The following is a 14,149-nucleotide window of genomic DNA, read 5'->3' as shown; positions in this document are numbered from 1 at the left end:
GATCCCCGCTTTAAATGTTCTCTCTTTCTATCGTTATTCCATCGATGTGACGCTTGTTCAACAGCTTATCTTTTTTTCGATTCTCTTTTGTTTCAAACACAATATCCATATCATAGTTCTCTGGATATAGCATTTCACTCCGAATATGAAGAATTAAGCGTTTTTTGTGAATATGATGCTTTGTTTCGCCGGCTAGTACTCCATACTCTCCTTGTGTATTCTCTAACTCACAAATGATTCCTGCCGTTTTTAAACTTGTTACATATACTCGGTCTCCTATTTTGTAAGTTGATTCTTGTTCGTTTTGAACTGGAATCCGATTTTCTTGCGGCTTTTTTATTGTGGATTGGGCTTTTTCTCTCGAATTCTGAAGTATTTCACTATTTGCTGTGGATAAGGGAATTAAATTTTGTTTATCCACATGTGGATAAACTTCATCGCTGTACGTGACCTCTTTTGCACGGTTAATAACCTCAGGAACCATTCCTAACTTAAGAGCTATTGATAGAGCCTGACTTTTACCCGCTTTTCCGATTATCAATCGATAAAGCGGCTGCAATGTTTCTAAATCAAATTCCATAGACCCGTTCTCAAAGCCTTTTGTTACATTTGCAAATTCTTTGATCTCACTATAGTGAGTAGTTGCTAAAATCATACTTCCCTGACTGTACAGTTTTTCTAGTATCGCTACTGCCAGCCCCATTCCTTCTGCAGGATCTGTTCCCGCTCCAAGCTCGTCGAGTATAACTAAATCTTGAGGTCCCGCTTGTTTCATTATTGAAATAATATTTGTTATGTGCGAAGAGAAAGTACTTAACGATTGCTCAATACTTTGCCCATCGCCAATATCTGCGAAGATCTCACGAAATACTGCAAACTCGCTTCCTTCACCTACGGGAACATGAAGTCCGGATTGAACCATCATTGTTAAAAGACCTATAGTCTTGATTGCAACAGTTTTTCCCCCGGTATTCGGTCCTGTTATTACAAGTGCTTGATAAGTTTCACCAAGGGTAAAATTTAAAGGTACACATTTTTCTCCCAATAAAGGATGTCTTCCGTTTACGATCTTTATTTTATTATCTGCATTTAGCTCAACATTTGTGGCCTCTAAAGACCTGCTGTACTTCCCTTTAGCAAAGATAAAATCATAATGGGTCATGCCTTCAATGTTTATTCCAAGTTCACGTTCATATCCCTCTACCATACCAGTTAAAATACTTAAAACTTTAGAGATCTCAATCTCCTCTTCTGCTCGTAGCATACTAATCTCTGTTTGAAGCTTGCGGATATCATTTGGCTCCATGTAAACTGTAGCACCACTCGATGAACTATCAAGAATCTGGCCATCTATATTTCTTTTGAATTTACTTTTCACCGGAAGTACATAGCGTCCATCCCTCATAGAAATGATTTGCTCCTGCATCATATCCCGGTAGGCGGCGGATTTTAATATGTTATCAAGCTTTGATTTAATTCGTTCCTCTATTACTGCAATCTTCTTTCTTGTTTTTAAAAGAGATTTACTGGCATGATCATCTACTCTTCCATTTCGAATACAACGGTATATTTCGTCCTTTACATTTGGAAGATCAAACATAGAGTACGCATAACTAGATACAGCAGGTGCCAGAAACTGCTTATCCTTCATATACCGCTGCATTCTGCTGACATTATCAAGAAGGCCATAAACTAGTGTCAGCTGTTCAGGTGACAGGTTTACCCCTTTTTTCGGAATTTCAAGTATGTGCTCCAGACCATTCAAGTTTGCTATTGGAACACTTGCACTTTTTTCTAATATAAGTCGCGCCTCTGTTGTGTCGACCATCCAGGATTGAATGATGGAGAGGTTTGTAGAAGGTTCTAACGTTTCAATCACTCGTCTTGTTATAGCATTAACAGCAAAACCGCCTAAAATTTCTTTGATTTTTTTATATTCAAGCATATTTATTGTTTGTGTATTCAATGGAACTGCCTCCAATTTTTTTAGGATATAATTTTTAAAACATAAATTTATTGTTTGAGCTAAAATCCCCTCCTCTAACAGAGGCCAGGAACATGCCAATAAAAAAAGACAGAAATGAACATGTCATTTCTGCCTCATAGATAGACTTCACCCTGAAAAAATGCATAAAAAAATCGGCTCTTAAGAAGAGTCCGGCAGCATCAAGGATTTGTAAATGATGGCTTGTATCTGACCGCTGTTCTTAACTATTGGCGGCAACAAAAGAGCATAACAAATAAACGCAAAAACGCTTAATTTTTCTTTCGCTTGCCTTTATCCAAATTGTTTTAGTTAAGAACGCTCACGCTCACAAACACACCATCCTTTCCATTGATTACCCTTATTATATGTAATTAATTTACAAACTGTCAATAAAGAAAAGGGCACTATGTACCAAAAGCTATACCCTATGAGCCTAAATAAACGTTCTATGAGCCAATCAAATTTTACATATAAAAAGAGGATGTCCCGTAAAAGAGACACCCTTATCCTGATTAAAGATTTATTGACTTGTCTTTTTCCTTTTTTATCTGTTTACTCCTTAACTGTCCGCAAGCAGCATCAATATCTGTTCCGTGCTCTTGGCGGATTTTACAGTTGATTCCGTTCTTTTTGAGTGTGTCATAGAAAGCTAAAACGGATTCTTGTGCACTTCTCTGGTACTGACTGTGCTCATCAACCGGGTTATATGGGATTAAGTTAATATAAACTTTTTTCTTTTTATCCTGAAAAAGGACTGCAAGTTCATTTGCTTCCTTTATATGATCGTTCACATCTTTAAGCAATATATATTCAATCGTTATACGGCGGTTTGTCTTCTCAATGTAATAATTGATCGAATCCATCAGTTTTTCTAGAGGGTACGAACGATTAATTTTCATGATTTTAGTACGCAGTTCATTGTTTGGTGCATGCAAGGATATAGCTAAGTTTACAGGGATTTTTGTATCGGCAAATTCATAAATTTTGTTAACAATCCCGCTAGTCGAGACAGTGATGTGTCTGGATCCGATAGCAAGACCTTTTTGATCAATGATAATCTTTAAAAAGTCTACCATGTTCTCAAAGTTATCAAAGGGCTCTCCTATTCCCATTACTACGATATGACTTACTTTCTCACCTTTTCCCGCATCGTCCAAATGATGCTGAACATTCATGATTTGTTCAACGATTTCATCGCTAGTTAAATCACGAGTTTTCGTTAATAAGCCGCTTGCACAAAAACTGCACCCTATGTTGCAGCCTACCTGTGTTGTAACACATACAGAGAGGCCGTATTTATGCCTCATCAACACTGTTTCAATTAAGTTGCCGTCCTTAAGCTTAAATAGAAATTTAACTGTACCATCAGATGCTTCTTGTTTAACATGATGCGATAACGTATGAATGACAAAACTCTTTTTTAATAGATCTATACAATCTTTATTTAAGTCAGTCATCTGAGAGAAATCTGTTACTCTCTTCCGGTAAAGATAATCCCATACTTGTGATGCCCGGTATTGTTTGTGTCCATGATCTAAAAGCCATGCCGCAAGCTGTTCAAATGTTAATCCATAAATGGAATTAGTTATCATAAAAAGACCTCTTTTCAAAACCTTAAACTTATTCCTCTATACTACTGAAAACTTATCATTCCCACAATGTTATCATGCCATTTCCAATACATTCATATTAAAATCTCATCTTTTAAACCATACTATATTCTGGGTCTTTCATAATAATTTGTTTAGCTTTTTTATGCAGTTATATAAGCCATTTAACCTATATAGGTTGTAATTTCCATTTACGAATAAATAATAACCTGTAATAATAGATAAGCCAAAAACTTTTGACAATAATAAATATTTCAAAGTATTATATTTAAAGAACTAAAGGAGGTTGTCTTATGTCAGACATCAATAGACAGAAAATTGTGGACAGTGTTCCTCAAAAAGGCTTCTTTGGACATCCTAAAGGTTTGTTCACTCTTTTCTTCACTGAGTTTTGGGAGCGCTTTTCTTACTATGGAATGAGAGCAATACTGATTTATTACATGTATTACGAAGTTTCAAAAGGTGGTTTAGGAATTGATCAAACCACTGCATTAGCAATCATGTCTATCTATGGTTCACTCGTATATATGTCTGGAGTTATCGGTGGTTGGTTAGCCGACAGAGTTTTTGGTACATCTAAAGCTTTATTCTATGGTGGTATTTTAATTATGATCGGTCATATTGTCTTATCACTTCCAGGCAATCTGACTATGTTATTCGTATCAATGGTGTTTATCGTTATTGGGACAGGCTTACTTAAACCTAACGTATCAAGCGTTGTAGGTGACATGTATGCACCAGAAGATAATCGTCGAGATGCAGGATTCAGTATTTTCTATATGGGTATTAACTTAGGTGCATTTCTATCTCCGTTAATTGTAGGGGAAGTTGCAAAAACGAGCTTCCATCTAGGATTTGGGATTGCAGCCGTTGGTATGCTATTAGGACTAATTGTATTTGTTGTTACAAAGAAAAAAAATCTTGGCCTTGCGGGTACTTTTGTGCCAAACCCATTATCTCCATCTGAAAAGAAAAAATATTCTTTAATCGTTGGGATAACAGCAGTAGCATTAGCCGTTATTTTAGGAACTACAATTCCTGCTGGTATTTTTACACTTGATGTCTTCATTACACTTGTTGGTATTTTCGGTATTACAATTCCGACAATTTACTTTATCGTAATGTATCGCAGTCCAAAAACGACTGCAACAGAGCGTTCAAGAATTATCGCGTACATCCCGTTATTTATTGCATCTGTAATGTTCTGGGCTATTCAAGAACAAGGTTCTACAATTCTTGCTGTATACGCAGATAAGCGTACAGATCTTGAATTTGCAGGTCTAACGATCTCACCAGCTTGGTTCCAATCATTGAACCCATTGTTCATCATTGTTCTAGCACCTTTATTCGCTTGGATTTGGGTGAAGCTTGGTGATCGTCAACCAACAGTACCAAAGAAATTTGCTTTAAGTTTATTATTTGCTGGATTATCGTTCCTAGTTATTCTTCTTCCTGCATACTTTGGTGGAGAAGACGCACTAGTTAATCCATTATGGCTTGTTCTTAGTTACTTTATCGTTGTACTTGGCGAACTTTTATTATCACCTGTTGGCCTTTCTGCAACAACGAAGCTGGCACCTGCTGCTTTCTCTGCACAGACAATGAGCTTATGGTTCTTATCTAGTGCAGCTGCACAGGCAATTAACGCACAAATCGTTAAGTTCTACACTGATAAAACAGAGATGATGTACTTTGGAGTTATTGGTGGAGTAGCTATTCTACTAAGTGTTATCCTATTCATGCTTTCACCTAAGATTCAAGGGTTCATGAAAGGTGTTCGTTAATCTAAATTCATTTACGCCACTGGTATAATGGGATTCCATTATACCAGTGGTTTTTTATTGCAAAAAAAAGAGCCTCATTAGCTTTTGTTTTTCTCTCTCATAAATCATCATGATTTCCTCTTCTCATTCAAGCTGTGAGTAAATTATAATCTATTTTCCCTATCGGCTAGTAACGACATTTTTGTATGCATCCATTTTTATAATACTAATTGTTTGTCCAAACATTTCAGACAAGCTTGCGTAAGATAGATTATGGAAGAAGGTACAGTCATTGTCCTTTTCCTAGGTTCACATATAGAAGGGGGTGTCTATTGTGCTACCAATCTTATTCCCATTAAAAAAAAGAAAGAAAGCTTGCAAGAAGAGACCTGCATAAGCTTAATTTTTTTAACGAATAGTCACTTAGAAAACCGGGCGACCCCCCGGTTTTTTGTCATTTACCTAAATGAAAAAGCCCTTTTCATCAGGAACTGGGATTCTATCCAAACCATTTTTGGACAACCACATATAGTACAAGCAAGGGGGAATTTAATAAAAATAAACAGCTGTGCTTAAACAGTATATTCATCCATTTTTTATTAATCTTTTCTCCTTTGCAGAGTAATATAAGGGGGAATATTTTTGTATATTCGCAAGTGGATTCCTGGTAAAGACAATCCTGTTTTAGTTGATATGGTAGTTAACAACTTTCAAGTAAAAAAAGAAGTCATCCAGCTTATTTTAGGGATGGCTAATGAGGTCATGGTTGTTTGTGACAGCAGTGATAGGATCGCAGGTTTTGTTAGTTACCGCTTTAGATTAGGCAATATGATTTTAGTAGATTACGTTGTGCTGGATACAAAGCATCAAGGAAAAGGAATCGCCAGTTCTTTTCTTCCAGTTTTTGAAAACCATCTATTAAAACAAGGCATTCAAGTGGTTTATGGTACTGTGGATGAAGATAACACGGATGCTCTTAGAGCTTTTAAACAATGGGGCTTTGAGGTACAAGGACAAATCGGTTCAAGTATCGTTATCCAAAAAAATCTTACAGGTTCAAATCAGCAAAACCGTGCTCGTACTTCTAATGTAAGGAAGCTAAGTTCGCCTCCATCACTAGGTTTAACCATGTGATTAAATTAGCAGATCCATAATAATTGTTGGGTCTGCTTTTTTTGTGCTATTAATTTTAAAAACTGGCCCGTTATGTTGAGCCAGCTTGTCTGTTTTTAAAATATATATATGAGACTGTTTGTCCTAAAAGTTTGTTGGATTTTGCAGGTTCGTTGGTCTTTTTAATTTCTTAGGTGCTCTTAGGAACGTATTTTCACTGCTGAAAATCTCATCTATAGCTCTTTCGTTCCAATCATTGTTATACTCTTGATCGCTGCATATACATCCACTTAAATCGTATCGAAACAAACCACAGTGCGGGCAATTATTCACTATCCATCACCCCCCATTTTTCAACATAACATATTCTATGAAACCGTATAAAAAAGGTAACGGCTATTGCTAGATATATTAATAAAAATGGATGTTTTCGCAAACTTATAGTGTTTGAGCGGTTGATTTCCACACCAATATGCTCGCTTTCCACGAGGGGCGTGCGGTGAGCCCACTCGTCGCTTTGCGACATTGAATGGTCTCTCCTGTCACACTGATTCCGTAGGACAAGGAAGGCCACGGCAGCGTTACATCGCACGAAGAAAATGTGGTTTTTATTTTCGAGGAGTCTCGCACCTTGCGCTCCAATCAACTTGCTAACGAAGGGTCTTAAAAAAGCACCAATCTTTTAAAATAGAGCCTAAAAAAAATTTATAGTAAACTCATTTTGAAGCAGTTTTCTTATTCATCCATTCAGGTTTATGGAATTGTTCAAACTCTCTATTGATTACTTTTTTAAATTCTTCAGATTCAACAGCTGCTTTAAGATCTTTAGCCAACTTTGAATTCTTATCTTCTTCTAAAACAACGATTCGATTAATGATTTCTTCTGGAAGCTTATCCTTTACAATTGCGTCCTCTAAGTTTAAACCTGATGAGATCGCAAAGTTTCCATTGACCGCTGCTAAATCAACAGATTCTAATGTTCGGGGAGTTTGAGCCGCCTCTACTGGCTGAAATTTAAGCTTCTTCGGATTTTTTGTAACGTCTTTTTCTGATACGCGCAACGGATCTGCTTTATCATCAATCTCAATTAATCCGTTATCTCTTAAAATCGTTAAACCGCGAGCTAGATTTGTTGGATCATTTGCTAGTGCGACCGTGCTCCCAGGCTTAATTTCTTCAAGCGATTTAAATTTGTTGGAGTATATGCCGATAGGTGCTGTTGGAACCGTCACTACACTTGATAATTTCATATTATTTTCTTTTGAAAAAGCGTCCATATACACCTTATGCTGAAACAAATTTGCATCCAGCGAACCGCTCTTAAGTGATATATTCGGCTGTACATAATCATTGAATTCCTTAACCTCGACTTTGTATCCCTTTTTCTCTAAATATGGCTTTACTCCTTTTTCAAGCATATCGCTATATGGAACGGTAGCTCCGAGTGTAATATCTTTCTTTTCCCCTTCTCCTGAAGCTCCACATCCAGCTAAAGCAATGATGGCTGTGAGCCCTATGATTAAACGAGTTATTTTTTTCATTCCTCTCTCCACTCCTTTTCTATTGGTTAGTTTCCGCTAGAACTCTTCGATACTTTGCTGCTGGATGGTCACTTGGCAATAAGCTCTCTCCATGCGGAAATAATTTTTCCCTCAACGTTCCTTTGCTGTACTCTTTTTTATACAGTCCTCTTTCTTGAAGGACCGGTACGACCAGTTCCACAAAAGCTTCCAGATCACCCGGAGTTACAAGGTGATTTAAGTTAAATCCATCAACACCAGAGCCCTCAAACTGAGCTTGAATCCCGTCTGCTACTTGTTCTGGGCTGCCAACAATATAGCTTCCCCTGTCAGGTGACTCAAACCGGTTCAACACTTCTCCTACAGTAAGTTTTTTAGGTGCATCCTTTGTAAGTGTGGCAGCCTTGTAATGACCGCCTTCTGTAGACTTTGTATATTCAAATGGAAGGTCTGGATCAAGCTCTTCGTATTCAGCAATATCATATCCGCTTGCCCCATACTGTGCTTTTGCTGCATCAGAGCTCCAAACCTTTGAATATTCCTCAAACTTCCGCTCTGCTTCCTCTGTAGTTTCTCCAACAACAACGTTTAGGAAAGAAAAGATTTTAATATTCTCAGGGTTCCGTCCATGTTTTTTTGCTCGCTCTCTAATATCATCTGCATAGAAACGAATCCTTTTTGCTGTCGGACCTCCTACAAAAATACACTCAGCATGTTTTGCGGCAAAATCACGCCCTCTTTCTGAGGTGCCTGCCTGATAAATAACAGGTGTTCTTTGCAGGGATGGCTCGCTTAAATGAGGTCCCTCCACTTTAAAATACTGTCCTTCGTGGTTGATCTCATGTACTTTTTCAGGATCGACCAGAGTGTCCGTCCCGATATCTTCAACAACCGCACCATCTTCCCAGCTGTTTTCCCAGAGCTTATAAGACACTTCTAGATACTCATCAGCAATGTTATAACGCTCATCGTGTTTAATCATATCCTCCAGGCCAAAATTTCTGGCTGCATTAGGAAGATAGGAAGTAACGACATTCCAGGCAATCCTTCCTTTCGTTAAATGATCGAGTGTAGAAAAACGGCGTGCATTTCCAAAAGGCTGTTCATATGTGGTACTAACCGTAATTGCAAACGATAAATTTTCAGTTACACTAGCCATCGCTGAGATAAGCAGAGCGGGATCATTTAACGGAACCTGCAGTCCATCCCTGATTGAAGGGGCTTTACTCTTTTGATAAACGTCATAGACACCTAGAACATCTGCAAAAAATATGGCATCAAACTTCCCTTTCTCCAGCAGCTTGGCATATTCAATCCAATAATCTAAGTCTTTATAACCCTTATGCCGTTTATTTTCCGGGTGCTTCCAAAGTCCATGAGAGTTATGCATGGCACTTGTCATCTCAAATGCGTTTAACAAAATTTCTTTACTCAAAATGATTTCCTCCGTAACGTATGAATTTTTTGTACCGCTCCCAAGAGAAAAAATAAAAACCACTTCATGAATAAGAAGAGGTTAATAAAATACGTGAAATGGAAAAAACGCATTTGATCTCTCCTTATCTATCAAGCTTGTAAGCTTGCTGGAATTGGCACAGTTCTAAAAATAGTTGTTGCCGAGGCTTCAAAGGGCCAGTCCCTCCACCTCTCTCGATAAGAAATCGATAGTATTCAATTTATCAACAGAATATACAGGAATAAAAATAGTCTGTCAACGCACTTTCCCAAAATAATATAAAAATTTTAAGTTTTCAGTTTTTCGTTGACAATATGCTACCTGGTATCTTATAGTGATGACAATTAATATTTATAATCTATTATTCTTATCACGAGTCAGGGGAGGAACTGGTCCTAAGATCCTGCAGCAACCGCTTATCTTTATTAGATAAGAAAGGTGCTAATTCCAGCAGACATGCTAGTGTCTGAGAGATGAGAAAGAGTTCTTTAACAATGTCCTCTTTCGTCATTTTGAAAGGAGGATTTTTTTATGTCCTCTGAAAAAATAATTGCAGGGGGAAAAATTCGTGACAAAAACTTATGTTGAAGCAGAGCATGATAAGAAACAAACAAACATTGAAGAGATTTTAAAACAAGCTGAAGAACTAAAAGAAATTTTCAGCACAAGAGCCGATGCGATTGATGCAGAAGGTACTTTCCCTTACGAGAATTTCGCAGATCTAAAAAAAATGAACTTCCTTTCTCTGACTATACCAAAAGAGTATGGCGGCAAAGGCCTCAACCTTCTTGAATATTTACAGGTGCAAGAAATTATAGCTCAAGGCGATGCCCCTACTGCTCTATCTTTGGGGTGGCACTTAGGTGTGATGCTTGAAACTGCTGAAAACTGGCATTGGCAAGGTTCAGCTTTTGAAAAAGTCAGCTCGTTAATTGTTCAGGAAAAATTACTCTTCAATTTAGCTCAGACAGAACGAGCTACAGGAAGTCCTTCAAGAGGCGGAACTCCTGGCACAACTGCAATAAAAGAAGAAAACGGCTGGCGATTGAACGGAAATAAAGCATTTACTTCTATGGCTGAAGCTCTCGATTATTCCATCATTACAGCAGACCTTAATCACACCGGTAAAAAGGGGTTTATTTTAGTTGATCATAAACGAGAAGGTGTCTCTGTAAAAGAAACGTGGGACAGCATATCTATGAAAGGCACCAAAAGTGATGACCTTGTACTAGAAGATGTACTTGTTGATGAAGAAGACCTCTTATTTGTAGAAGATAGCCGTTCAGCCACAGCAAGAGGATGGTATCTTCAAGTACCTGCCGTTTATATTGGGATTGCCGCCGCCGCAAAGGATTATGCGATAAAATTCGCTTCAGAATACAGTCCGAGTACTTTACCAGGTCCAATAAAAGATGTCCCGGAAGTAAGAAGAAAAATTGGAAAGATTGAACTGGAACTTTTTAATGCACGTCAGGTGTTATATGCTGTAGCACGAAAATGGGTCGAACAGCCAGAGCAGCGGACAAATATGGCTTCAGAGCTTGCTGCTGTTAAGCATATTGCGACGAACAGTGCGAACAAAGTAGTTGATTTAGCGATGAGAATCGTCGGGGCAAGGAGTCTTTCCGCTTCAAATCCGCTGCAAAGACATTTTCGTGATGTGCGTGCAGGACTTCATAATCCTCCGACAGATGATGCGATCGTTTACACTTTGGCAGATGCAGCACTATCGCAGGAGGAACATATATAAATACTTGAATAGATCTGTCAACTGACAGAAAATTTTCCTATCTCTCAAAAAATAGCTGCAGCATTAGTAGAAATAAAGCCTGACGGTATGAGAGAGCTGCATTGGCAGCCTAATAATGATGAGTGGCAATATATTTAGCAGGTAAAGCGAGAATGACGGCTTTTGCCGGGAATGGAACAGCGAGGACATTCGATGTAAGAGCAGGTGATGTGGGTTATGTTCCTTTCGCATTCGGTCATTACGTTCAAAATACAGGTAATTAGAGCCTTTGGTTTCTAGAATGTTTAAGAGCGACCGCTTTGCTGATGTGTCATTGAGTCAATGGATAGCTTTAACAACAAAAGAAATTGTTCAATCAAATTTAAATCCAAGTCCTGAGCTGATGAATTCCCTTAAAAGAAAAATGGCCTGGGGTTAAATATGATTAATCTTAAAGGTTTACTGTATAAAATCACCTTCTATTTTTTTATTGTTTCATGTGGAACATTATTAAAAAAACACCTTATACCTAACATGTATAAGGTATAATTTTCCTTACAAAACTCTATTTAGGGGAAATTAAAATGGCTGATAATAATGCATCGAACTACATACTCCATGCAAAGAGTAATCAATTTCATTGGGAAGGTAATGGGCTTCTCTCTATTAAAACCTTTTCATTCGGCAAAGCTCATTACAAAACAAATAAAGGTTACTTTGCTGTAGAAGAAGGCAGTTATCTACTCCTTAATGAAGGCCCATATACCATCACAATTGACCAATACAATGATGTTGAATCTTTTTGTGTTTTTTTTCAAGAGGAATTTGCAGGGGATGTTTTACGAAATATGTCAGATTCTTCGAGCCGATTATTAGATGATCCATTTAAAACAAGTACTCCTGCTTCCTTTTTTGATAAAACATATCAAAAAAGGAAAACGCTCGCTTACCAACTGAATCATTTAAAACATAGAGCTAGCGAATACAAAAATGATTCAGCCTTGCTGGATGAATATTTTCATCTTGTTATGCAATCTATCCTAAGGGATCAAATAAAGACTTTACGTGAAGTCGATATGTTAGATGCCATTCGTATGTCTACTCGTGAAGAAATTTATAAGAGAATTAACATTGCCCATGAATATATTAGAGCATTTTATGATAAACAGATCTCATTGGAGGAGATTGCGGCAGTGGCATGCTTATCACCTAATCATCTTTTAAGAAATTACTCAACGATCTTTAAGAAAACACCTTTTCAGCACATCACAGAGTTAAGAATGGCTAAATCGATTTCTCTGTTAAAGAATCTAGAATACTCGATTACGGATATTACGTTTGAAATTGGTTTGAAAAATCCTGTTTCATTTAGTAAATTGTTCAAACAGCATGTTGGCCTCTCTCCCCTTCAATATCGAAAAAAGGTGATATTGGATAAGAATTAATTTTTATAATTGCTTATCATGAAGGAGAAAACAATGAAGGAGAGGTTATTAATGACTATTCAAACTGATCGTATTCAAAAAGTTGGACAGATTGCAGTGCCGGTTCATGATATAGAACGTTCTATTCATTTTTATGAGGATATCTTAGGTCTAAAACTATTATTTCGGACAGAATCAATGGCATTTTTCGATTGTAAGGGGATTAGAATTCTTTTAAGTCTTCCTGAGAAAGAGGAGTTTGCCCATTCTAGCTCTGTCATTTATTTTCAAGTGGAACACATCAAACAAGCGTATGAAAGCCTTAAAGAAAAAGGTGTAACTTTTATAGATTCACCTCATGTCGTGGCAAAAATGAAAAATACCGAATCATGGATGGTATTCTTTAAAGATTCTGAAGGCAATACACATGGGTTGATGAGTGAAGTTGAGATTTATAGTTACAGCTAAGAGTCTGCTCATCTCCACGGGAGTTCTTTCCAGCCCGTATTCTAGCCAGAGTGCCGGCAGATTCCCTAATAAAACAAGACATAAAAACCTTAGCTTTTATAAGCTAAGGTTTTTATCATTTATTATTTATTGAGCTGTATATCCACCATCGATAACGATCGCTTGTCCAGTAACGCTTTTCGCTTTGTCACTTGATAAGAACATTGCATAGTTGCAATTTCGCTTACTTCCATAAGACGTTTTTGCGGAACCAACGGATAAATTACTTCTTCGAGCACTTTATCTAAGGATACATTTCTAGTTTTAGCCAAGTCTTCTAACTGACCGCGAACAAGAGGAGTATCTACATAACCAGGGCATAGTGCGTTAACTGTAACACCCTCTGCAGCTGATTCTAGTGCTGCAACCTTAGCAAGACCGATAACGCCATGTTTTGCACTATTGTAAGCCGCTTTTCCAGCAAATTATGATTCGTTTCTAAAGTCCATTCATGTGCGCATTCAGGACAAACAACAAAATTCCATCCTCGTATGTATATTCTGAATTGCATATTGGGCAGTTAGGCAAGTTAGACACTATCATCCCTCCATTATTCATGAGTAATTTTACCATATGTTTCACTGCTAACTGCCTAACATTAAGTGTATTATTACAAATCAATCTTCTATTGGAACTAATACATCAAAGTACTCAAAATCTCCATATTTTTTACGCATTTTTTCTTTATATTCCTCAAAAGGCAAATGAAAATTCTCTGGCGGAGTTCCCGATATAACATTGAAAACACCATTATGAAAAGTAACAAAATAGCTTCTGTCTTTATCAGTATCCTCTTTCATAAAAATGTTTTTGTTTTCCTCAATTTGTTTTTCTGTCACAGTCGAATTAAATAACTGCATTTGACTTGTATTATCTTTTTTCACTAAAAACAAGACACCATAACCCTTTCTCTCATCTTCTTTATATTCCCTATGATTTGCTGTTTCACGAATGATTTTTATGGAATAATTATATCCGCAACGTCTGCAATAGGTAACCTTTTCATCCGTTTTATAATAAAAGTCCTCAATAGCCGAACG

Annotated in this window: 11 protein-coding genes, 3 pseudogenes and 2 riboswitches; of the genes and pseudogenes, 6 read left to right on the top strand and 8 right to left on the bottom strand. The window is 37.3% G+C overall.

Annotation, left to right across the window (positions count from 1 at the left end; genetic code table 11):
- Nucleotides 1-10 precede the first annotated feature (10 nt).
- Both ACFW35_RS00370 and rlmN read right to left on the bottom strand, forming a co-directional pair.
- On the bottom strand, nt 11-1,966 hold the full coding sequence (locus ACFW35_RS00370) for an endonuclease MutS2 (RefSeq protein WP_379842940.1): 1,956 nt from the start codon (nt 1,964-1,966) through the stop codon (nt 11-13).
- 533 nt (nt 1,967-2,499) lie between these two features.
- Nucleotides 2,500-3,579, bottom strand: a complete 1,080-nt coding sequence (gene rlmN, locus ACFW35_RS00365) for a 23S rRNA (adenine(2503)-C(2))-methyltransferase RlmN (RefSeq protein WP_379842938.1) — start codon at nt 3,577-3,579, stop codon at nt 2,500-2,502.
- A 311-nt stretch (nt 3,580-3,890) separates the two neighbouring features.
- On the opposite strand from rlmN, the gene ACFW35_RS00360 reads away from it, so the two are divergent.
- Together ACFW35_RS00360 and ACFW35_RS00355 are read left to right on the top strand one after the other, a co-directional pair.
- Nucleotides 3,891-5,381: a peptide MFS transporter gene (locus ACFW35_RS00360; RefSeq protein ID WP_379842936.1), complete on the top strand. Its 1,491-nt coding sequence runs from the start codon at nt 3,891-3,893 to the stop codon at nt 5,379-5,381.
- A 621-nt stretch (nt 5,382-6,002) separates the two neighbouring features.
- Complete coding sequence (locus tag ACFW35_RS00355) at nt 6,003-6,494, top strand: GNAT family N-acetyltransferase (protein ID WP_379842935.1); 492 nt, start codon at nt 6,003-6,005, stop codon at nt 6,492-6,494.
- Between the two features lie 123 nt (nt 6,495-6,617).
- Here ACFW35_RS00355 and ACFW35_RS00350 read toward each other — a convergent pair whose 3' ends face one another.
- The 3 genes from ACFW35_RS00350 to ACFW35_RS00340 form a co-directional block, all read right to left on the bottom strand.
- The gene (locus ACFW35_RS00350) at nt 6,618-6,806 is read right to left on the bottom strand and encodes a hypothetical protein (RefSeq protein ID WP_379842933.1); all 189 of its coding nucleotides are present in this window, start codon (nt 6,804-6,806) and stop codon (nt 6,618-6,620) included.
- A 383-nt stretch (nt 6,807-7,189) separates the two neighbouring features.
- Nucleotides 7,190-8,014, bottom strand: a complete 825-nt coding sequence (locus ACFW35_RS00345) for a MetQ/NlpA family ABC transporter substrate-binding protein (protein WP_379842931.1) — start codon at nt 8,012-8,014, stop codon at nt 7,190-7,192.
- A 19-nt stretch (nt 8,015-8,033) separates the two neighbouring features.
- The gene (locus ACFW35_RS00340) at nt 8,034-9,428 is read right to left on the bottom strand and encodes an LLM class flavin-dependent oxidoreductase (protein ID WP_379842929.1); all 1,395 of its coding nucleotides are present in this window, start codon (nt 9,426-9,428) and stop codon (nt 8,034-8,036) included.
- A 121-nt stretch (nt 9,429-9,549) separates the two neighbouring features.
- A riboswitch (SAM riboswitch) is annotated at nt 9,550-9,653 on the bottom strand.
- Nucleotides 9,654-9,813: 160 nt separating this feature from the next.
- Nucleotides 9,814-9,929, top strand: a riboswitch (SAM riboswitch).
- Nucleotides 9,930-10,017: 88 nt separating this feature from the next.
- Between ACFW35_RS00340 and ACFW35_RS00335 the strand changes: the two genes are divergently transcribed.
- The 4 genes and pseudogenes from ACFW35_RS00335 to ACFW35_RS00320 all read left to right on the top strand — a co-directional run bounded on the left by ACFW35_RS00335 (nt 10,018) and on the right by ACFW35_RS00320 (nt 13,070).
- Entirely contained in the window at nt 10,018-11,199 is a 1,182-nt protein-coding gene (locus ACFW35_RS00335; protein ID WP_379842927.1) for an acyl-CoA dehydrogenase family protein, read from the top strand.
- A 24-nt stretch (nt 11,200-11,223) separates the two neighbouring features.
- A pseudogene (locus ACFW35_RS00330) lies at nt 11,224-11,627 on the top strand (cupin domain-containing protein); the annotation flags it as partial.
- Nucleotides 11,628-11,762: 135 nt separating this feature from the next.
- Nucleotides 11,763-12,623 (top strand): helix-turn-helix domain-containing protein, encoded by an 861-nt coding sequence (locus ACFW35_RS00325; RefSeq protein WP_379842926.1) that lies wholly within the window; start codon nt 11,763-11,765, stop codon nt 12,621-12,623.
- Nucleotides 12,624-12,680: 57 nt separating this feature from the next.
- Entirely contained in the window at nt 12,681-13,070 is a 390-nt protein-coding gene (locus ACFW35_RS00320; protein WP_379847336.1) for a VOC family protein, read from the top strand.
- A 126-nt stretch (nt 13,071-13,196) separates the two neighbouring features.
- On the opposite strand, the pseudogene ACFW35_RS00315 reads toward ACFW35_RS00320, so the two are convergent.
- The 3 genes and pseudogenes from ACFW35_RS00315 to ACFW35_RS00305 form a co-directional block, all read right to left on the bottom strand.
- Nucleotides 13,197-13,534 (bottom strand): annotated as a pseudogene (locus ACFW35_RS00315) (SDR family oxidoreductase); the annotation flags it as partial.
- A gap of 8 nt (nt 13,535-13,542) precedes the next feature.
- Nucleotides 13,543-13,646: pseudogene (locus ACFW35_RS00310) on the bottom strand (alkylphosphonate utilization protein); the annotation flags it as partial.
- 80 nt (nt 13,647-13,726) lie between these two features.
- Nucleotides 13,727-13,993, bottom strand: coding sequence for a hypothetical protein (locus ACFW35_RS00305; protein ID WP_379842924.1), 267 nt, complete (start codon nt 13,991-13,993; stop codon nt 13,727-13,729).
- Nucleotides 13,994-14,149 lie beyond the last annotated feature (156 nt).

The organism is Fictibacillus sp. NPDC058756 (assembly GCF_042746035.1).
In the GTDB taxonomy this organism is placed as follows: Bacteria; Bacillota; Bacilli; order Bacillales; family Fictibacillaceae; genus Fictibacillus.
Note: the sequence above shows the minus strand (reverse complement) of the source record. Positions and strands in the feature narration are given on the sequence as shown.